This is a genomic window from Methylobacillus arboreus, assembly GCF_020532725.1.
In the GTDB taxonomy this organism is placed as follows: domain Bacteria; phylum Pseudomonadota; class Gammaproteobacteria; order Burkholderiales; family Methylophilaceae; genus Methylobacillus; species Methylobacillus arboreus.
In genome coordinates, this window is sequence record NZ_JAJAVC010000011.1 from 265,926 (window position 1) to 286,476 (window position 20,551).

Annotated in this window: 20 protein-coding genes; 14 read left to right on the top strand and 6 right to left on the bottom strand. The window is 55.0% G+C overall.

Translation table 11 applies throughout. The features are described from left to right. Positions 1–35 precede the first annotated feature (35 nt). The 3 genes from LG198_RS12315 to LG198_RS14345 are packed head-to-tail and all read left to right on the top strand — an operon-like array spanning position 36 to position 2,346. The gene (locus LG198_RS12315) at positions 36–1,994 is read left to right on the top strand and encodes a dynamin family protein (RefSeq protein ID WP_230343479.1); all 1,959 of its coding nucleotides are present in this window, start codon (positions 36–38) and stop codon (positions 1,992–1,994) included. After that, positions 1,991–2,197 (top strand): cbb3-type cytochrome oxidase assembly protein CcoS, encoded by a 207-nt coding sequence (gene ccoS / locus LG198_RS12320; RefSeq protein WP_230343480.1) that lies wholly within the window; start codon positions 1,991–1,993, stop codon positions 2,195–2,197. Before LG198_RS12315 ends, ccoS begins: the two co-directional genes overlap by 4 nt. A 17-nt stretch (positions 2,198–2,214) precedes the next feature. Continuing rightward, the gene (locus LG198_RS14345; protein WP_268866865.1) at positions 2,215–2,346 is read left to right on the top strand and encodes a hypothetical protein; all 132 of its coding nucleotides are present in this window, start codon (positions 2,215–2,217) and stop codon (positions 2,344–2,346) included. A 67-nt stretch (positions 2,347–2,413) separates the two neighbouring features. On the opposite strand, the gene rpoH is transcribed toward LG198_RS14345, so the two are convergent. Both rpoH and LG198_RS12330 read right to left on the bottom strand, forming a co-directional pair. Beyond that, positions 2,414–3,268, bottom strand: a complete 855-nt coding sequence (gene rpoH, locus LG198_RS12325; RefSeq protein ID WP_230343481.1) for an RNA polymerase sigma factor RpoH — start codon at positions 3,266–3,268, stop codon at positions 2,414–2,416. A gap of 119 nt (positions 3,269–3,387) precedes the next feature. Next, positions 3,388–3,999, bottom strand: coding sequence for a TetR/AcrR family transcriptional regulator (locus tag LG198_RS12330; protein ID WP_230343482.1), 612 nt, complete (start codon positions 3,997–3,999; stop codon positions 3,388–3,390). A gap of 208 nt (positions 4,000–4,207) precedes the next feature. Here LG198_RS12330 and LG198_RS12335 point away from each other — a divergent pair, with 208 nt between their 5' ends. From LG198_RS12335 to LG198_RS12345, 3 genes are all read left to right on the top strand, one after another. Further along, entirely contained in the window at positions 4,208–5,638 is a 1,431-nt protein-coding gene (locus LG198_RS12335; RefSeq protein ID WP_230343483.1) for a coniferyl aldehyde dehydrogenase, read from the top strand. Positions 5,639–5,789: 151 nt separating this feature from the next. Continuing rightward, a complete protein-coding gene (locus tag LG198_RS12340; RefSeq protein ID WP_230343484.1) occupies positions 5,790–6,317 on the top strand; it encodes a DUF2380 domain-containing protein in 528 nt (175 codons plus the stop codon). A gap of 238 nt (positions 6,318–6,555) precedes the next feature. Further along, a complete protein-coding gene (locus tag LG198_RS12345) occupies positions 6,556–6,828 on the top strand; it encodes a hypothetical protein (protein WP_230343485.1) in 273 nt (90 codons plus the stop codon). 416 nt (positions 6,829–7,244) lie between these two features. On the opposite strand, the gene LG198_RS12350 is transcribed toward LG198_RS12345, so the two are convergent. Both LG198_RS12350 and LG198_RS12355 read right to left on the bottom strand, forming a co-directional pair. After that, on the bottom strand, positions 7,245–7,463 hold the full coding sequence (locus LG198_RS12350; RefSeq protein WP_230343486.1) for a DUF3820 family protein: 219 nt from the start codon (positions 7,461–7,463) through the stop codon (positions 7,245–7,247). Positions 7,464–7,476: 13 nt separating this feature from the next. After that, positions 7,477–7,788, bottom strand: coding sequence for a DUF4144 domain-containing protein (locus LG198_RS12355; RefSeq protein WP_230343487.1), 312 nt, complete (start codon positions 7,786–7,788; stop codon positions 7,477–7,479). Between the two features lie 143 nt (positions 7,789–7,931). On the opposite strand from LG198_RS12355, the gene LG198_RS12360 reads away from it, so the two are divergent. The 4 genes from LG198_RS12360 to LG198_RS12375 all read left to right on the top strand — a co-directional run bounded on the left by LG198_RS12360 (position 7,932) and on the right by LG198_RS12375 (position 11,592). Then, positions 7,932–8,261: a cupin domain-containing protein gene (locus tag LG198_RS12360; RefSeq protein ID WP_230343488.1), complete on the top strand. Its 330-nt coding sequence runs from the start codon at positions 7,932–7,934 to the stop codon at positions 8,259–8,261. Between the two features lie 269 nt (positions 8,262–8,530). After that, positions 8,531–8,737 carry a hypothetical protein gene (locus LG198_RS12365; RefSeq protein ID WP_230343489.1) on the top strand — a complete coding sequence of 69 codons (207 nt, stop codon included), beginning with the start codon at positions 8,531–8,533 and terminating at the stop codon, positions 8,735–8,737. A gap of 295 nt (positions 8,738–9,032) precedes the next feature. Next, the gene (locus LG198_RS12370; protein ID WP_230343490.1) at positions 9,033–9,845 is read left to right on the top strand and encodes a formate/nitrite transporter family protein; all 813 of its coding nucleotides are present in this window, start codon (positions 9,033–9,035) and stop codon (positions 9,843–9,845) included. Between the two features lie 22 nt (positions 9,846–9,867). Continuing rightward, positions 9,868–11,592, top strand: coding sequence for a bifunctional protein-serine/threonine kinase/phosphatase (locus LG198_RS12375; protein ID WP_230343491.1), 1,725 nt, complete (start codon positions 9,868–9,870; stop codon positions 11,590–11,592). A gap of 302 nt (positions 11,593–11,894) precedes the next feature. On the opposite strand, the gene LG198_RS12380 is transcribed toward LG198_RS12375, so the two are convergent. Together LG198_RS12380 and LG198_RS12385 are read right to left on the bottom strand one after the other, a co-directional pair. Then, positions 11,895–13,223: an ATP-binding protein gene (locus LG198_RS12380; protein WP_230343492.1), complete on the bottom strand. Its 1,329-nt coding sequence runs from the start codon at positions 13,221–13,223 to the stop codon at positions 11,895–11,897. A gap of 18 nt (positions 13,224–13,241) precedes the next feature. After that, entirely contained in the window at positions 13,242–13,940 is a 699-nt protein-coding gene (locus LG198_RS12385) for a response regulator (RefSeq protein WP_230343493.1), read from the bottom strand. A 204-nt stretch (positions 13,941–14,144) separates the two neighbouring features. On the opposite strand from LG198_RS12385, the gene LG198_RS12390 reads away from it, so the two are divergent. The 4 genes from LG198_RS12390 to LG198_RS12405 all read left to right on the top strand — a co-directional run bounded on the left by LG198_RS12390 (position 14,145) and on the right by LG198_RS12405 (position 20,496). After that, positions 14,145–14,639 (top strand): Spy/CpxP family protein refolding chaperone, encoded by a 495-nt coding sequence (locus tag LG198_RS12390; RefSeq protein ID WP_230343494.1) that lies wholly within the window; start codon positions 14,145–14,147, stop codon positions 14,637–14,639. A 133-nt stretch (positions 14,640–14,772) separates the two neighbouring features. Then, positions 14,773–15,909, top strand: coding sequence for an efflux RND transporter periplasmic adaptor subunit (locus tag LG198_RS12395; protein WP_230343495.1), 1,137 nt, complete (start codon positions 14,773–14,775; stop codon positions 15,907–15,909). A gap of 7 nt (positions 15,910–15,916) precedes the next feature. After that, positions 15,917–19,066, top strand: a complete 3,150-nt coding sequence (locus tag LG198_RS12400) for an efflux RND transporter permease subunit (RefSeq protein WP_230343496.1) — start codon at positions 15,917–15,919, stop codon at positions 19,064–19,066. After that, a complete protein-coding gene (locus tag LG198_RS12405) occupies positions 19,063–20,496 on the top strand; it encodes an efflux transporter outer membrane subunit (RefSeq protein ID WP_328485579.1) in 1,434 nt (477 codons plus the stop codon). The genes LG198_RS12400 and LG198_RS12405 overlap by 4 nt, the downstream gene beginning before the upstream one ends. Positions 20,497–20,551 lie beyond the last annotated feature (55 nt).

Genomic DNA, 20,551 nt, shown 5'->3' on the forward strand with positions numbered 1-20,551 from the left:
GAGTAGCGCTTGAATAATAAGCATCGGGGGGTGCTATGACTAACAATAAGCTCGAACGTCATTTCCAGGCATATACCGAATGGCGTAAGGCCTTGGTAGAAACGATCTGTGACTATCGCAACTGGCTGAACGAGCAGGAACTCAATGATGCGCAAATCGACCTGCGCCTGCAGCAACTGTTGGAACGCTTGCGTGAGGACAAACTCAATGTTGCATTCGTGGCTGAATTTTCCCGTGGCAAATCAGAGTTGATCAACGCCATTTTCTTTTCGGCTTACGGGCAGCGTCTGCTGCCATCCAGCGCAGGGCGCACAACCATGTGTCCTACGGAGTTGTTGTACGACCCCTCCAAGCCAACCTCCCTCCAGCTTCTGCCGGTGGAAACCCGGACTTCGGATGCCACCACGACAGAATATAAGCGCTACCCTGATGAGTGGACCATCCTGCCGTTTGATGTCGCCGATAGCGACAACATGGTCGAGGTATTCAAGGAAGTCAGCCGCACCAAGCGTGTGACGGTGGAAGAGGCGGAACGTTATGGCCTGTTTGATACCAATAGTGCAGATGATGCACTGGCCATCAATTCCGATGGTACCGTGGATATTCCCTGCTGGCGCTATGCGGTCATCAATTTTCCGCACCCCTTGCTGGAGCAGGGCCTGGTGATTCTGGATACGCCCGGGCTCAATGCCATTGGTACCGAGCCGGAGCTCACCCTCAACATGTTGCCGAATGCGCATGCCGTGCTGTTTATCCTGGCGGCCGATACCGGGGTGACCAAGTCGGAGATTGATGTCTGGCGCCAGTACATCAGCGGAACGCGCTGGAAGCAAAAGGGCAGGCTGGCGGTATTGAACAAGATCGATGGGCTGTGGGATGAGCTGCGCAATGAGGCTGAAATCGGCCGCGAGATTGCCAAGCAAATATACTCCAGCGCCGAGCTGCTTGGTCTTGAGCAGGCCCAGATTTTCCCGATTTCTGCACAGAAAGGCCTGTTGGCCAAGATTGCAGGGGACGATGCCTTGCTGACGCGTAGCGGTTTGCCAGCCCTGGAGAAGGCGCTTTCCGAAGAGTTGATTCCTTCCAAGCGCGAAATCGTTCGCGACAACACCATGAGCGAGATCAACGACCTGGTGAAAAATTCCAGCCTGATCCTGGATGCCCGTCTTGCCAGCCTCAACGAGCAGCTGGAAGAACTGCGCGGCTTGCGTGGCAAGAACGAGGACGTCATTGAGCACATGATGAACAAGGTCAAGGCGGACAAGGAAATTTTCGAGAAGGGCTTGCAGCGCTTTCAGGCGTTGCGTAGCGTATTCTCGCAGCAGACCAACAAGTTGTTCACCCTCTTAGGGATGGAGGCGCTGCGCGTGCAGGTGACCAACACCCGCAGTACCATGATTAACGCTAGCTTTACCAAGAGTATACGCAGTGCGATGGATGGCTTTTTTGCCGATCTGCGAGATCGTCTGGTGAAATCCGAGACGCAGATTGACGAGATCAAGCGCATGATGGATGCCATGTATGAAAAGTTCGCCTTGGAACATGGTTTGCGCAAGGCCGAGCCGCCTGCATTTTCCACTCTGCGCTATCAGAAGGAGCTAGGCAAGCTCGAGCGCGCCTATCGTGAACAGTTCAATACCGCATTGAACATGATTACGAACGAAAAGATGACATTGACGTCTAAATTCTTTGAGACACTGGCGAGCCGCGTGATTCATGTATACGAAGTAGCGAACCACGATGTGGAGAATTGGCTCAAGGCGGTGATTGCGCCGATGGAGTCGCAGGTGCGCGAACATCAGCTGCAATTGCGGCGGCGGCTTGAAAGCATCAAGCGCATCTATAAGGCAACCGACACCCTCGAAGACCGCATCGGTGAGCTGGAGGCGATTGAGAAAAGTATCAAGGGCCAGATGGCAGACCTCAAGGTGCTGCGCCAGCATATGCACAACGCCCTGATTTTTGAAGAGATAACGGAGGAAGTGGCGGCATGAACCTATCAAGCCTACTGTTGCAGCTCGGCCTGACGTTTGTTTTTATCGGTTTTGCCGCAGTAGGGATTCTATGGGCGATCAAGAGTGGTCAGTACGACGACCTTGAAGGCCCTGCGCAGCGCATCCTGATGGACGACGATGACCCCATGATTCCATTTAACCACTTGAAGCCTGGGGCTAATCCGAATAAAATCGGCAAATAACTTGCTGGGGAATTTTAATGGGTACTACAAATCAGGCAGATGAAGGGATCAAGTCTTATTTCACTTTCGAGAACTTTCCGCTGACGATCACGATTGGTTTGATTGCCATGTCTTGGTTGAGCGCATTATCGGTGATCTTTTTCGGTTAAGCGGACAGACACTATTTCAATAAAAAAGGCTGCAATTGCAGCCTTTTTTATTGCGTGGGTTTGAGCTTTAGGCCGGGCGTAAAAAGCCTTTCATCTGCTTCATTGCCTTTTGCTCGATCTGACGGATACGCTCCGCGGATACGCCAAACTCTTCTGCCAAGTCATGCAGGGTGGCACCGCTGCCTTCCTGAAGCCAGCGCGCCTCTACGATGCGGCGGCTGCGGTCATCCAGCTTGGCAAGTGCTGTGGACAAGCCCGAGGCCTGCAACTGCTCGCTTTCCTGCTCGGCCAGAATCTCGGAAGGTTCGGCATGCGATGCCTGTAAATAGGAGATTGGGCTGAACACATCCTCGTTGTCGTCATCCGCATTGCCTTCGAGGGAAATCTCATGCCCGGACATGCGCGACTCCATCTCCAGCACTTCCTCGGGCTTGACGTTAAGCTCACGGGCAATATGGGCCACTTCCTCTGATTGCAGGCTGGCGGATTGTCCACTCTTCATGCTGCGCAAGTTGAAGAACAGCTTGCGTTGTGCCTTGGTGGTGGCAACCTTGACCAGACGCCAGTTGCGCACGATGTATTCATGAATCTCGGCTTTGATCCAGTGCATCGCGAATGAAACCAGGCGTACGCCACGCTCAGGGTCAAAGCGGCGTACAGCTTTCATGAGACCGATATTACCTTCCTGGATCAGGTCCGACTGCGGCAGGCCATAGCCTGAATAGTTGCGGGCGATGCTGGCAACCAGGCGCAAGTGTGAGACGACCAGTGTCTTGGCCGCATCAAGGTCGTTTTCCTTGTTGAGGCGGGTTGCCAACTTGTATTCTTCTTCTGCGCTGAGCAGGGGGAAGCTCTTGATCATACGCATGTATTGATCAAGGCTGTCAGATGATATTGCTGGTAATGTCATGGTGTTGGTCATGTTTGAAACCTCTCTCATGAAAATGATTCTAGCACTCACTCTTTGAGAGTGCTAGCGTAAAAAAGTTTCGCTGCCGGAGTTGGATAATATTCCGTGACATGAAAGTTCTTAAATCCAATTTACTGCTGTAGCCCTTCCAGCAACGTTCTAAGGGCGGCCTCAGCTGCATTTTCGCCTACCTTTTCCTTAAGTAACAGCCCATCAATGGAAAGTAGGGTAAGTCCATGCACTTGTGCCCAGCACGCAGCTGCTTGTGCCTCTACAGGCTTTTTCTTGAAGGCTCCCACAATTTGCCCGCGCCTCAAAATATCAAGCAACACACCTAACGTTGACATTGCTCTTTCGTTTAAGTGCACCTGGTTGGGTTTGACGCCCGCATCTGAGCTAAACATTAATTTGTAATGTGAAGGATTTGTTTCGCCGAACTGGATATAAGCCCTCGATGCTGAAGATAGCTGCTTGATGGGCGAGTCCGGAAAAGGGGCGATTGAATTTTCCAGGTCTGCCCGTAGTTGGTCGAACCCGATTAATGCCAGTTCCGCCAGCAAGGCACTCTTGTCCGGGAAGTGCTTGTATGGTGCGGCATGGCTGACCTCGGCCCGCCTGGCTATTTCGCGTAATGTGAATTGCCATCCCTCGCTTTCTCTCAGCATCTGAAGCGCCGTTTCAATAATGGTTCTCTTCAGGTCTCCATGATGATAGGGGCGCTTTATCTCATTCATTTCAGACATGCTGCACAGCTTCCTTGAAAGTTTTGAATAATCTTTGCCCGACTGTCTTCTTGAATTATACGCATCCTGCCATATGTTTTCATTGAAAACATAGTTGACAGTGTAAACATATGGCGTACAATGTTCTATGTTTACATGAGAAACATTGAATGTCCTTATGTGCTCTGAGTAATTCACTGAAATCATTTTTGAATTAAGGAGAATGGAAATGAGCTTTCCTACTGATCTGCAGCCTGAAGTTGGGCTTTTGAATGATTGCCTACTAAGGCAACGGGCCGCGTTTTTGAAAGAAAGCCCTCCCACGTTGGCCGAACGTCGGGCCAAGCTAAAGAAATTGCGGGGCGCCATTCTTGCCCGCAAGCCCGAGATCGAGAGGGCCTTGATCGCTGATTTCGGCAATCGCGCATCCCATGAAACGGCCATCATGGAGGTCATGACGATGATTCAGGGAATTGATTATCTTCATGCCAATCTACGACGCTTCATGCGTCCGCAAAAAAGGCACGTGCCGCTGCCTTTCCAGCCGGCGAATGCTTATGTCGCCTATCAGCCATTGGGGGTCATCGGTATCATGTCTCCCTGGAATTATCCCATCGCGTTGGCGCTCATGCCGCTGGCGACTGCCATTGCAGCGGGAAATCGCGCGATGATCAAGCCATCTGAAATGACGCCTGTTTCCAGCTCCTTGATAACCCAGATGCTGGGCGAGATTTTCACGGTGGAGGAAGTGGCGGTGTTTACCGGCGATGCAACAGTAGGAGCGGCTTTTTCAAAACTTGCTTTCGATCACCTATTCTTTACTGGTAGCACCCAAGTTGGCCGTATGGTCATGAAAGCCGCCAGCGAAAATTTGGTGCCTGTCACGCTTGAGCTTGGCGGAAAATCACCTGTCATTATTGCGCCCAATCATCCGCTGGAGCATGCCGCCAGGGAAATTGCGCAGGGAAAGTTGGCCAACTGCGGACAAACATGCATTGCTCCAGATTACGTGATGGTGCATGAAAGCCAGGCCGATCAATTCTTGCAAGCCTATGATCATGCCGTTCGCAAGTTTTATCCGGCAGGACCCTTATCGGATCAATACACCTCCATCATCAACGAGCATCACTTCAGGCGGCTTTCCAGCCTGGTCGACGATGCCCGCGACAAGAAAGCGAGAGTTGTCGAAGTAGGCATAAACCCACATGAGGCAGTACAACGTCCCCATAGCCTCCCGCCGGTGGTTGTGCTGGATGTGTCTGATGAGATGAGTATCATGCAGGAGGAAATCTTCGGGCCGCTCTTGCCTGTGGTGACTTACCAAGATATCGAGGGCGCAATTGCCTTTGTCAATGCCCGCCCGCGACCTTTGGCGCTCTACTATTTTGGTGACGACAATGATGACCGGCAAAAAGTCATGACACGAACAACCTCTGGAAATCTCACGATCAATACCACCATATTGCATTATGCGCTGGATGATTTGCCGTTCGGCGGAGTGGGGCCGAGCGGCATCGGCGCATATCATGGGGTTGAAGGATTTAAATCCATGAGCCATGCAAAAGGAACGCTAGTGTTCAGACGATGGAATATGAGCAATTTACTGAAGCCGCCTTTTGGAACTTTGGCTGACCTTGTCTTAAAGGTGATGTTGCGATAGCCAGGTGGGAATTATTGCCAAGGGTCGGTGGGAGAGAAAAGGGTGCCTTTCTCGTCAAACTGCTCCTTGTCGTTATTTTCTTGTAATCGGCGCGGCTGAAGAGATAAAGGTGTAGCATATACAAGTCTGTATATTGCAAGGTAGTGCTGTTATGTATCGCTTGTTCTTGAGATTTATTGTATTTCTTTTTTGCATCAATATGGTCGTCCCTGCAGCAGCAGGGGAAGGGCTTCCCTCTGTCATGTTTACCGAATTTCAGCTTGATGATCGCACTGGTCTGCCTGACCCTCCGGAAGAGCTTGCACGTATTCAGCTCTTGACTGAGACTTTTGAGCAAATGCTTGCTGAAAAGGGTGTGAAGGTAATCCCTGCCAATGATGAGCTCAAAAATATCATCGCCAGTCAATCTTCTAATTATCTGTATGACCATCCTGATCTGGCTGCTTCAACAGCAAAAGCCTCCGGGGTGAAGTATTTGATTATTGCGGTGGCTTTCAAGCCTACTTATCTCTTTGTATATCCGCGATTGCTCCTGGTTGATGTCAATACTGGAAAAGTCATGATGTCGAAATCAGCCCAGCTCGAAAGCTCCTGGACTGACAAGGGTACGACTATCAATATGGGGAAAAAGCTGGCGCAAGCGCTTAAGGACAGGATTGACCAAGCCGAGCAAGAGTGAAGCGCTTTAGTTTGGGATTTTTGATTACCGAGATCCACGCCTGTACTGTTGCCTTCATTGCTCCATAATGAGGATGGTGTTGTACCTGCGATTCTCGCTTGTGCTTGAGTAAAGCTGTTGGAGATAATGAGACTAGTGCTCGTGACATATTTCTGTCATGCCAGTGACATGTAGCTGAGTTAATTTTCCTACAGATTGGTCCGTAATGGGACGTTGAATTTAATCAAGGAGGATTGTCGTGAAATTTCATACATGCAATGCGCAGTATCTGGAAAAGGCCCGGGAATTGAGTGACAAAAAAGCGGAACGCTTGATGTCGCGCATGAGTGTCCATTTGCATGCCCAGCTGATGCAGGAGGGCTATTCGCCGGTGCAGATCATGGCAATACAGCTAGAAATCGAGGATGAACAATTAAGTGAGTGGCGTGAGCGTGTGGCGCAAGTGCGTGAGCAGGAGAAACAGTGGCTGGTGCAAAACGCACACTTGGCGAATAGAACCTCTGTCAATTAACGGAGCACTCTGAGTTTTTGCTTTTTTGTTGATGCTGGCTGGGAAGCAGGAGGAAAGGGTGACGTTGCATAATATTCTTGATAAGGAGATAAATGTCTCTTTATGGAGACGGTTTAATTAATTTAAAAAACAATAGGTTAGTTAAAATTTCTCATAAAGTGGTGAGAATTGGTGTCTCAAATTTGAGACAGATTAAGGTTTGGGAATATCAGATGGATTGGTTTAAAGTATATATAAATCAATAATTTATAATAATTGGCATGAAGAGTGCTTTATATGAGCTGAAGTACAAGCCCGTTAATAGGGCTGCTTTACGAGTCCAAGCCATCCCCCCCTGGCGGAAGACTCAAAATCCAACGCCGGGCTTTATGCCCGGCGTTTTTATTTCTATTTTGCCTTGTGCGCGCGTAGCAGCATCAAGTTGATGTTTGTCGCAATGGATCCAATAATGGCTTGAGGCCATTGTGATCCAGCTCTTGCATCAAGGTCAGCAACCTTCCTATTTCGCCCGGCGGAAAGCCATTGCGCGCAAACCAGTTGAGATAGTTGCCCGGCAAGTCGGCAATCAGCCTGCCTTTGTATTTGCCATAGGGCATGGTGCGGGTAACCAGGAGTTCGAGGTCTTTTGTTTGCATGGGGTTATTTCTCTTACAGGTTTTCAAGTAGCCGGATCGCCGATGAGATACTGACGGCCCCTATCTTGGGGGTGCAGCAGACGCCCTCTTGTGCTGCATGCGCTCTTATCAAGTTGAGGACCTCTGCCAAGGAAACCTTGCCTTGCTCTGTCAATGCCTTGGCTGGTGCAAGCTGGTATAGAACGCCATTACTATCAATCAGTTTCGCGCTGGATAGTCCGGGTTTCCAGGCATCCCAGGCTGTCTGGTCATGCAGGTATTCCAGCTCGTCATCACCTGGATATTGAATGAGTGCCGGCCAGTGAATGGGCGTGGGTGTCGACATGTATCCTGTTCGGTGTGCGTTAAATTGGTGGGCGGCTGGTCTTCTGCGGCTGCTGCCGGTACCATACGCCTTTCGCTGGCAAGGCCTTAGCCCCGCCGGATATCCTGAATTGTAACGCCTTAGTGCAAAACTGAAAGTTTGGTATGAGCAAGATTATTGTTGAAAGCAATCCCGCTGCGTCGCGCCTTGATTCTTTGGGAGTGACTAAATGGCCAACCTGGTCCAAGGAGGTTTCCACTTTTCCCTGGGTATTCCCGGAGCAGGAGATTGCTTATGTGCTGGACGGTGAAGTGGTGATTACGCCTGATGACGGCAGCGCGCCTGTCACTTTCCGCAAGGGTGATCTGGTGACCTTCCCTGCCGGGCTGCGCTGCACCTGGGAGGTCAAGCAACCTTTGCGCAAGCATTACCAGCTCGACGGCACCTTGATTGGTCGACTCTACCGCCGCGCCAAGCTGTTCTTTACACGTTAATTTCCCTGTAACCACTATGCGGCGCACAATACGTTCCGCATAGTGGCGCGGATTGAAGCTCGCCGCCAAGGGCAGGAGCAACACAAATAGCCCTGCCAGCAATCCCCATGTGATGTTGAAGGTTTGCAGATGGTCGCGCAGAAGACCTGCGATCATGGGCATGGTGCCCGCGAGGAGATAGCCGATGCCTTGCACGCGTGCCGTTAGTACGCCGGAGGCATGCGGGTCAGGCAAGTGATCTATCCATACGATCAGGCTCAGCGGGAACAATGCGCGTACGCCACATCCTGCCAGCACGACGCCCAGCCAGGCGTGTGCCGGACTTGGTTGCAAGACAGAGCAACCCACTGATTGCCAATAATATGGCGATTATCAGCCATGGCCTGTGGTCGGGCGAACGTGCCGTCAACTGTGCAAACAGTAATCCTGCTATCACTTCGGTCGCACTCAACAGTGATAACGTGACGGGTGGATAGCCCATATCCAGGAGGTGCGGGGGCAGCCATGCGCCCCAATAGGGCGTTGCCTTCAGGGATTGGCACTAATTTTGAGCGAGATGCGGCCGGAAGAAGGTTGCCTATTGCAATGAATTGAAGCCTGGATGCGGGTTTTTGCTTTCTGGCGTACTTGTTGCTTGAAAATCAAGGCCAATAGCAACGACGCATTTGGCAGACATATTCTGGATAACGAAGTCCATCCCTGGCTCCCGTAAACGGGTAGCCGGGGGTGGGCTTTTTTTTGTTCATTTACTTACTCAATATAGGAGCTGTTATGGCTTATCTTTTACCCTCGGAATTCGTCACAAAAATGGTGGATGCCGGCGAGTCCAAGGTGCTGATGTCCACCCGGGATACAGTGATTCGCGCTTATATGGCAGGTGCCATCCTGGCGCTCGCAGCAGTATTCGCCGTGACGGTCACGGTACAAACCGGTTATCCGATCATCGGCGCAATCCTGTTCCCTGTCGGTTTTTGCATGCTATACCTGTTGGGCTTTGATCTTTTGACCGGCGTATTTGTGCTGACTCCGCTGGCCTTGATCGACAAGCGTCCCGGCGTGACATTGAAGGGCGTGTTGCGCAACTGGGGATTGGTGTTCGCCGGCAACTTCCTCGGGGCGTTTACCGTGGCACTATTGATGGCGATCGTCTTTACTTTTGGCTTTTCGACAGAGCCTGACAAGGTGGGTAGCATCATTGCGGGAATTGGCGAGAAGCGTACGCTTGGCTATGCCCAGTACGGCGCGGCAGGCATGCTGACGGTGTTTGTGCGCGGGATGTTGTGCAACTGGATGGTGTCCACCGGCGTGGTCGGCGCCATGATTTCCACCAGCGTGACCGGCAAGGTGGTGGCGATGTGGATGCCGATCATGGTGTTCTTCGGTATGACGTTCGAGCACTCCATTGTTAATATGTTCCTGTTTCCCTCCGCCATGTTGATGGGGGGTGATTTTTCCATCATGGATTACATTATCTGGAACGAATTGCCGGTGGTGCTGGGCAACCTGGTGGGCGGCCTGGCGTTTACCGGCCTGACACTGTATGCCACCCATATACGCACCGCCGCCAAGCGCAGCGTGCGTTAATCTACCGAAGGAGCTGCCAGGCATGGGCGCAAGGCTGGAAATCGCGCTGGGGCAATATTCTGCTTGCGGAGCCAAGCCAGTCAATCAGGATTTTCATGCAGCCATCGTCCCCGCAGAGCCGCTGCTCAGCCGCAAGGGTGCCGTAGTGGCCATTGCGGATGGCATCAGCAGCAGCATGGTCAGCCAGGAAGCGAGTGCCATGGCGGTACGCAGCTTTCTGGATGACTACTATTGCACTTCCGATGCCTGGAGCGTGAGCCGCTCGGCACAAACCGTTTTGCTGGCAACCAACTCCTGGCTATATGCCCAGAGCCAGCGTAGCCAATACCGCTTTGAGCGAGACAAGGGCTACGTTTGTACCTTTAGTGCCCTGGTCATCAAATCCACGCGCGCGCACCTGCTGCACGTCGGCGATACCCGGGTGTACCGCCTGCACGGTACGGCGCTTGAGCAACTGACGACCGACCATCGGGTTTCTGTGGGCGGCGGGGAGAGTTACCTCGGGCGCGCCTTGGGCATGGCGCCACAATTGGAGATCGATTACCAGTCCTGGGGCCTGGAGGTAGGGGAGTGCTTGCTGCTGAGCTCGGACGGTGTTCACGAGCATATGGATGGCGTATTTGTGGGCCGCATGCTGCGGGAACATGCTGACGACCTCAATCTGGCGGCGCAGCGTATCGTTGAGGAAGCCGGGCGTCGCGGCAGCCGGGATAACCAGACCCTGCAGATCGTGCGTATAGAGCAACTGCCGGAGCAGGGTATTGGAGAAATCCAGCAGCAGCGCATTGAGCTGCCATTGCCACCAATGCTGGAGGCAGGCATGCTGTTTGATGGCTACAAGATATTGCGCGACCTGCATCGCAGTAGCCGTAGCCATCTCTACCTTGCAAGCGATCAGGAAAGCGGAGAACAGGTCGTCATCAAGACCCCGTCTGTGGATATGAGCGCGGACAGTGATTATCTGGATCGCTTTGTACTTGAGGACTGGGTGGCGCGCCGTCTGCATCATCCGCATGTGGTGCGATCTACTTGCTTGACACGCAAGCGAGCCTATCTTTATGTCGCGCTTGAGTTCATTGAAGGGCAGACACTGGCGCAATGGATGCGCGATCATCCCAATCCTAGCTTGGAGCAAGTGCGCAGCATCGTGGAGCAAACCGCCAAGGCTTTGCAGGCCTTCCATCACCTGGAAATGCTGTATCAGGATCTACGGCCTGAAAACCTCATGATAGACCAGCATGGCAGCATCAAGCTGATTGATCTTGCTTCGACGCAAGTGGCCGGACTGGCGGATTCCTTGTCTGCGGAAGGTTGGCCGGGCACCATGCAATATGCGGCACCCGAGTGCCTGCTGGGTGAGCCGGCTTCGCTGCGTTCTGAAGTATTTTCCCTTGGCGTGATCGCTTACCAGATGGTGAGCGGGCATTTGCCCTATGGGACCCAGCTGGTGAGGGTCAGGAGCCGCGCTGCGTTGCAAAACCTGCGTTATCGCTCCCTGGATAACGAGGGAGTCCTGGTGCCAGGCTGGCTGGACGCTGTGTTGCGAAAAGCGGTACATCCATTGCCAGACAAGCGTTATGAGGCTTTATCCGAGTTTATCCATGCCTTGCGTCATCCGCGCCGGGAGACGCGCAACCATATCCCCTGGCTTGAGCGCGATCCTCTGCTGTTCTGGCGCTGCACCAGCCTGTTCCTGTTTTTGCTGGTGCTGGGCTTGCTGAGTTTCATACACTTGCGTATGGCTTAGAGCCTGTTCAAAGTCTTTTCATAGGGTACGCATGGCTATCAAAACGTGTCCGGTCAAGGCGCAGTCTGCAGGTAATGCTCATTGCCTTGCCAAGGACTGCAACGCAGAGCGGGCGCGTTTTGAAGCCATGCCCTTCGGGTTGCCCCGGCAGTGCAGCCGCTGCTGCGTTGCAAATCCTCGCCGGGCAATAAGCCTGCCTGCGGTTTGCGCCTTGCTTCGACTACCCTGCCGGGGCAACGTGCCCTATGAAAAGACTTTGAAAAGGCTCTTAAAGGCTGCCGCTAGAGATGAGGCCCAATTGTTCAGGTACTGGCAGGAAACAGGCAGCGTACGCACAAGCCGCCGTCGCTGCAGTTGCTGAGCTCTATGCTGCCCTGGTGGCGTTCAATAGCTCGCTTGGCAATCGCCAGCCCAAGGCCGTATCCCATGCTGCCCGGTTTGTCTGTGCCAGCGACGCGATAAAACGGCTGGAACACATTCGCAATCTCGGCTTCAGGCAAACCCGGGCCATGGTCGCGGACTTCCACTATCAGCGATTTGTCGTCTTTTTTGATTGAAACTTCTATCGTCTCGCCTGCCTTGTTGTATTTGAGCGCATTGCGAATGATGTTCTCGAATGCCCGCCTGAGCAGCTCATAATGACCTTGCAGCATGATTTCCTGCGGGGCGTGGAACTGAATGCTGCTACCCATGGATTGGGCTTCGAAATTGGCATCCTGGACAATGGTGGCCAGCAGGTCGTTCAGGTTGAGATTTTCGCTGCCTTCGCTACCAATGCCGGATTCCAGGCGCGAAAGCGTGAGCATCTGTCCCAGGAGTTCATCCAGCCTTTCAGTTTCGCGTTCGATTCGACTGAGCGCCGAGGCCAGCTTGTCAGGCTGCTGTTGTGCCAGACCGACTGCCAGGCGCATGCGGGCGACCGGGGAACGCAGCTCATGGGATACGTCATGCAGGAGCAGGCGCTGGGCGTCGAGCAGGGTCTGCAGGCGGGTCGCCATGTAATCAAAATCCTCACCCAGCTCGGTCAGCTCGTCATTGCGGCGATTCAATTCCGGGCTAACGCGTGTGCTCAAGTCGCCCTCAGCAAGTTTGCGACTGGCTTTTCTCAACAGTTTGATCGGACGGCTCAAATAGACTGCGAACCCTGCACTGAAGAGCAGGCTGGCGAGCAGGGCAATGAATATCTGCAACTGCAGGTTGTAGCGGGGAGGGCCGGCAGAATCTGCGCTGGTGGCCGGAACGAAAAGGGTGTATTCGTTGCCATTGCTGGCCTGGACGCGACGCACACTAGGGATAGGCGGTATGTGCTCTAGCGCCTCGATGGCCTGGCGCAAGGTGTCAGGCTTGACAGTGCGGCCCAGAATATCCTGATTATGCTGATCAATTACCAGGACAGTCGGGGTTCTCTGCCCAGGCCATGTTTCAAACAGTGCCTTGGCCCCGGCCTCACCGCCATATTGCAATGCATTGGCAGCAATGCCGACAACGAAGTCAGCCCTGCGATCGCGCAGGAAGCCTTCCTCCCCGGTGGCAGACCTTTCATTCAGGTAAATGGCACCGCCCACGCCTGCGACACTGACAAGCAGGGTAAGGGAGAAACCTAGAAATATTTTCCAGAACAGCTTGCCCATATGGAGTTCCTGAAATGATCAGCCAGCAATAAACTGGTAGCCCACACCGCGCACGGTCTGGATCGGGGAGCGGCCGTCCTCAAGAAGTCCCAGTTTCTGGCGCAGGTTGCTGACATGCACGTCAATGCTGCGGTCATAGCGGGTTTCTGGCCGTCCTAGCGCTTGGGCGAAGAGGTCTGCCTTGCTCACTACGCGCCCCGCATTGCGCGCAAGCACTTCCAGCAGGGCGTATTCGCTGGTGGTGATGTCCAGTGATTCGCCTTTCCACTCAATAATGCGCTCGGACGGGTAAATCGCGATCTTGCCTACGCGCGTGATATTAGGGGTGTGCTGGTTTTGCAGGGTTTCGTCGCGGATAACGACACGGCGCTGGATGGCCCGCAGGCGCGCAACGAGTTCCCGCGGGTTGAATGGCTTGGACAGGTAATCGTCGGCGCCCAGCTCCAGCCCGACGATGCGGTCAATCTCATCTCCCTTGGCGGTAAGCATGATGACCGGAATCTGGCTGCTGGCGCGAATCAGGCGCAAGGTGTCAAAGCCATTGAAGCGCGGCATCATGACATCGAGCACCACGAGGTCAAAATCGCCTGACAATGCCATACGTGCACCCTGTTCGCCGTCATGAGCCGTTGTCAGGGTGAAATCCTCGGCGCCCAGATACTCTTCCATCATCTGACAAAGCTCGACATCGTCGTCAATGAGCAGTACACGTAGCACGGTATGTTGCCCTTCTAAAAAATAACAGGTGGTAATTTTGTCGCATGAAAGCACTGCAAAAATCGCATATTACAAACTTTTACCAAGTATTACACCGACCAGACGCAAGCATACAAACAACGGACGAGAATAGGACTCGTAACATTCAGGCAGCACAATCAGATGTGTTCGCCATTTTAAGGTTACTCTATAAGGAGCATCAAAATGTTCAAGGCACGTAAATTATTGGTATCTTCCGCCATTCTGGCCTCTTCCCTGCTGGCGCTGAATATAGCGACCAGTTATGCGGACTCTGGCGACAAGAAATGCGACAAGGATAAAAAGCACGCCTCATTTGATGGGCGGCACGGGTTCTCCGAGGGCAGGTTTCTTGCCCACAAACTGCGCCCGCTCAACCTGAGTAGCGAGCAGCAGGCGCAAGTGAAACAGATCGTGGAAAAACAGAAGCCTGTGTTTGCCGAGAAGCGCCAGGCTATCCATGATTCCCACAAGGCGCTGGCAGCCGCTTCCGGCAGCGAGAGCTATGACGAAAAAAGCGTGCAGCAACTCGCAGGCGAGCAGGCCAAGATACAGGCGGACCTGATTGTGCTGCGTACCAATACCATGCATGAGGTCTACCAGGTGTTGACGCCGGAGCAGAAGCAAAAGTGGGCAGAGTTTGAATCCAAAGTAAAAGCCAAACACGCCGGCAAGGCGTAATGTTCTAAGGTAAATACCCAGGGGATTTTTAAACCCCCTGGGTATTTATTTTTTATTGGCAATAAAAAATTATAATAACTGGCGGGATAATTCAGCCAGGAGAGCAAGGGACAGTATGTTAGGCAGGTTTTTCATGTTGGGGGCTATTAGCCTTGCGCTAGGCTGTAGCCAGACTTCCGCGCCGGAAAAGGCCAAGGAGCGGATGGAAGTCGCAGTCTTCACAGTCAGCAAGACCTCACAGGTCATCAGCACAGACCTGCCCGGGCGAACCACTGCCTACCTGGTGTCGGAGATCAGGCCGCAGGTCGGCGGTATTATCAAGCAGCGTGCATTTGTCGAGGGTGCGGTGGTCAAAGCGGGCGACCTGTTGTACCAGATAGAGCCCGCGCCATTCCAGGCTGTGTATGACAGTGCCGCTGCCTCGGTGCAAAAGGCGGAGGCCAACTTGGTGTCGGTACGTCTCAAGGCGGAGCGCTATGCCGAATTGGCCAAGATCAATGCCGTGAGCCGCCAGGATAACGATGACAACCAGGCGCTGTTCAAGCAGGCGGAAGCCGACCTGGCGTTGGCAAAGGCGGCGCTGGACACTGCACGCATCAACCTGGGCTTTACCCGCATCACCGCCCCCATTTCCGGATTGACCGCTGCCTCTGCCGTCACCCCGGGCGCGCTGGTGACCGCCAACCAGGAAACCGCGCTGACCCGCGTGCAGCAGCTGGACCCTATCTATGTCGATGTGGTGCAGCCCAGCAGCGAGCTACTGCGGCTCAAGCATGAACTGGCGCAGGGCAACATCAAGCGCATCAACAATATGGAAACCCCGATCCGCGTGGTGCTGGAAAATGGCCAGCATTATCCTCACCCGGGCCGCCTCAAGGTGCACGGGGTCAGCGTCAACCCGACGACCGGCGCCGTGACCTTGCGCGCCGTGGTTCCCAACCCCGATGGCCTGCTGATGCCAGGTATGTATGTGCATGCCTTGTTGGACGAGGGCGTGGATGAGGACGCCATCCTGGTGCCGCAGCGCGGCGTCAGCCGCAATACCCGTGGTGAAGCCACGGTGCTGGTTGTGGACGGCAATGACCAGGTGCAGATCAAGACCATCGCCTTAAGCCGCACCGTAGGCCAGAACTGGCTGGTGAATGAAGGGCTGGCGGAAGGGGAGCGCGTGATTGTCGACGGCCTGCAGAAGGTGAGAGTAGGTGACAGTGTGCGTCCTGTGCCTTGGCAGGATACGGTATCCGCCCCTGTAGCAAGCGGCGGGAAATAGGCGGCGCATGGCAGGCTTTTTCATCGACCGTCCCATCTTTGCCTGGGTCATCGCCATCGTCATCATGCTGGCCGGCATAGGCGCCATCAATCGCCTGGCGCTTGAGCAGTATCCGGATATCGCGCCCCCGCGCATCTCGATCTATGCCAACTATACCGGCGCCTCCGCGCAGACCGTGGAAAACTCGGTGACGCAGGTAATCGAGCAGTACATGAAGGGGCTGGACAACCTCATTTATATTTCCTCCAACAGCACCTCGGCAGGCACTGCGCGCATCTCGCTCACGTTTGACGCCGGCGCCGATCCCGACGTGGCGCAAATGCAAGTGCAGAACAAGCTGCAGCAGGCTATGCCGCGCTTGCCGCAAATCGTGCAGAGCCTGGGCGTGACTGCCAACAAGTCCAGCATCGATTTCTTCATGGTGATTTCCTTTATCTCCGACAATCCGGAGGTAAAGTCGGTGGATATCGGCGATTACATCACCAGCACGGTGGTAGACCAAATCAGCCGGGTGGATGGCGTGGGCGATGTGCAGACCCTGGGCTCGGGCTATGCCATGCGTGTCTGGCTGGATCCGGCCAAGCTGCAGAATTATGGCCTCATGCCTTCTGACATCGATGCGGCGATCCAGGCGCAGAATGCGGATGTGTCGTCGGGCCAGATTGGTGCCCTGCCGATTGTCGAAGGCCAGCAGCTAAATGCCACGATTACGACCCGCACCCGCCTGGAGAGCGTGGCACAGTTCGAAAATATCGTGGTCAGGTCCACCACCGACGGCGCCGTTGTGCGCCTGCGCGATGTTGCCCGGGTGGAGCTGGGCGCGGAAAGCTATTCGCCGACCACCAATTACAACGGCCGCACTTCCGCAGGCATGGGCATCCGGCTGGCATCAGGCGCCAATGCGCTCGATACTGCCAAGGCCGTGATGCAGAAGCTGGAGGAAATCAAGCCCTATTTCCCGCAGGACATGCAGCTCAGCGTCGAGGTGCCTAACGACACCACGCCCTTTGTGCGGGTTTCCATCCGCGAAGTGGTCAAGACCATGATAGAAGCTGTGCTACTTGTCGTGCTCATCATGTATGTCTTCCTGCAGAGCTGGCGCGCCACCCTGATCCCCGCCATTGCGGTGCCCGTGGTATTGCTGGGAACATTCGGCGTGCTGGCCGTGTTCGGATTTTCCATCAATACCCTGACCATGTTCGGCCTGGTGCTCGCCATAGGCCTGCTGGTGGACGACGCGATCGTGGTAGTGGAAAACGTTGAGCGGGTGATGAGCGAGGAAGGCCTCAGCCCGCGCGAGGCAACGCGCAAATCCATGGGGGAGATCACCGGCGCATTGGTAGGCATTGCCCTGGTTCTGTCTGCGGTGTTTGTGCCGATGGCGTTTTTTGGTGGCTCGACCGGCGTGATTTACCGGCAGTTCTCCATCACCATTGTTTCGTCCATGCTGTTGTCCGTGGTCGTTGCGCTGACCCTGACTCCGGCGTTGTGCGCCACGCTGCTCAAGCCGGAAAGCCATGGCGCTAGGCATGGCAAATGGCTGCAAGGTTTTTTTGACTGGTTCAACCGTAGCTTCCAGCGCGCTGCCGGTGGTTATCAGCGATCGGTCAGCGGCTTGCTGCGGAGGAAGGCCCTGGCGATGGTGATATACGTGTTGGTCGCCGCGCTGCTGGTATGGCTGTTCGCGCGGCTGCCCACTTCTTTCCTGCCTGATGAAGATCAGGGCATATTGCAGGCGCAGGTAGAGTTGCCGACCGGCGCTACCGATGCGCGCATGCAGGAGGTGATGGGACAGGTGGAACAATACCTGCTGTCACGTAACGACGTTGTGTCGCAGTTCGTCACCCTTTCAGGGCTCGGGCAGGGCGGAGGCACCAGCCAGAACTCGGGACGGGTCTTCATCCGCCTGCGCGACTGGTCGGAGCGTACTGGCCCGGACCAGTCTGCCGCGGCGATTGCGCGCCAGGCGACTCGTGCCTTTGCCCAGATTCGCGACGCCAAGGTATTTGTCACCCAGCCGCCCACTGTCAACGGGCTGGGACAGAGCACCGGCTTCAACCTGCGCATCAAGGACCTTGGCGGGCTGGGCCATGATGCACTGGTCGAGGCCAGGGATCAGTTCCTCGCGCTGGCCTCGGCCGATCCGCGCCTAACCAAGGTACGGGCCATCGGTCTGAGCGATACGCCTATCTTCCGCATTGATATCGATGATGAAAAGACCGGTCCCTACAACCTTGCCGCCAGCGACATCAACCAGACCCTTTCGGTAGCCATGGGCGGCACCTATGTGAACGACTTTCTCGACAAGGGCCGTATCAAGCGCGTCTACATGCAGGGCGATGCACCTTACCGCATGCTGCCGGAAGACATCAATCGCTGGTTTGTGCGCAATGCCAATGGCGAGATGGTGCCGTTTTCCTCTTTCTCCAGCAGCCGCTGGGATTACGGTTCGCCACTGCTGGAACGTTACAATGGCATGCCGTCGATCGAGATTTCCGGCGAGCCGGCCCCGGGCGTCAGCTCCGGTACTGCCATGGATATAGCGGAAGCCATCGTCGGGCAATTGCCCGAGGGCATAGGCCTGGAATGGAGCGGGCAATCCTACCAGGAACGTCTCTCGGGCGCCCAGGCGCCGCTGCTGTATGCGGTATCCATCGTATTCGTCTTCCTGTGCCTGGCGGCGCTCTATGAAAGCTGGGCAGTGCCGTTCTCGGTGATTCTGGTGGTGCCGCTGGGCGTTATTGGCGCGGTATTGACGACCAGCCTGCGCGGCTTGTCTGGCGATGTTTATTTCCAGGTGGGCTTGCTGACCACGGTAGGGCTTGCCGCCAAGAACGCCATACTGATCGTCGAGTTCGCCAAGCATATGCAGGAGCAAGGCTTGCCGCTGTTGGAAGCTACTTTGCAGGCAGTCAGGTTGCGTTTGCGCCCCATCATCATGACTTCGCTCGCCTTCGTGTTCGGTGTGTTGCCTTTGGCATTCAGCACCGGTGCTGGCGCTGCGGGACGCCAGGCCATAGGCACCGGCGTATTGGGCGGCATGCTGACTGCAACCTTCCTGGGCATTTTCTTTGTGCCGGTGTTTTTCGTCATGATACGCAGCTGGTTTCCATATCGGCATGATCTCCAGCCAGCAAAGCAGGAGTCGCAGCCATGAAACAGATGAAATGGCCTGCGGCCCGAACCATCCTGTGCATGCTATGGCTGGGTTCGGCATTGTCCGCTTGCAGCCTGATGCCCGGCTATCAGCGTCCCGCTTCCCCAGTGGCGCAAAATTGGCAGGGCTTGGCGCAGGGGATAGAGGACTATCCGCTTGCCGAGATAGGTTGGCACGAGTTCTTCCTAGATACGCGCCTGCAGCAACTGATTGCCCAAACCCTGGATAATAACCGCGACCTGCGGGTGGCCGCCCTCAACATTGAACGCGCCCGTGCTCAATACCAGGTGCAGCGCTCCAACCTGTTTCCCACAATCAACGCCATCATGAGCAGTACTGCCCAGCAGACCAGCGGTAATGTGGCAGCGGTAGGCGTAAGCCAGCAGGCTGCCGGCGTTTCACACAGTTATCGTGCCACGGTGGGTTTCAGCGCTTATGAGCTTGACGTGTTTGGCCGCATACGCAGCCTGAACGAGCAGGCGCTGCAAACCTTCTTCGCTACTGAGGAGGCGCGTCGCAGCACGCAGATTTCGCTGGTGGCCGAGGTGGCAACCGCCTGGGCCACGCTGGCCGCCGACCAGGCCAGGCTCAAAGTGGCGCAGGAAACCCTGCAAAGCCAGCAGCAGACGTATGAACTGAGCAAACGCAGCTTTGAACTGGGCGTGAGTTCAGCACTGGCCTTGCGCCAGATCCAGACCAGCGTGGATAGCGCACGTGTGGACGTGGCCACCTATAAAAGTCAGGTGACGCTGGACAGGAACGCATTGGACCTGCTGGCGGGCAAGCCGGTGGCCGATGAGCTGTTGCCCCTGGCGGGCAGCCATGACCAGCCGGTAAGCCGCTACCAGGTGCCTGCCAATCTCAACTCGGAAGTCCTGCAGCAGCGTCCCGACGTGTTGCAGGCCGAACATGCCTTGCAGGCGGCCAATGCCAATATAGGCGCGGCACGTGCCGCTTTCTTTCCCCTCGTCAGCCTGACTTCCAGTTTTGGCAGCGCCAGCACCGAGCTTTCCGGCCTGTTCGGCCCAGGGTCGCGCGTCTGGTCATTTGCGCCTTCCATCAATGTACCTATCTTCAACGCCGGGCGTAACCGAGCCAACCTTGAGGTGGCTAAGATCGACCGCGATATCCTGCTTGCGCAATACGAGCAATCAATACAGATTGCCTTCCGTGAAGTGGCAGATGTGCTGGCGGTGAGGCAAAACCTGGGGGAGCAGATAGAGGCGCAGCAATCGCTGCTGCAAGCCTCGACCGAGGCGTTTGAGTTATCCGATGCCCGCTTCAGGAACGGGGTGGACAGCTACCTGACAGTGCTGGACTCCCAGCGCACCATGTATATTGCCCAGCAAAACCTGATCAGCCTGCAACTGGCGGATGCCGCCAATCAGTTCAGCTTGTACAAGGTATTGGGAGGAGGCTGGAAGGAGTGATGCGGTTTTGCCTTCAAGCGCATAACCGCGTTGGGTCGCCTTGTTCTACGCTTGA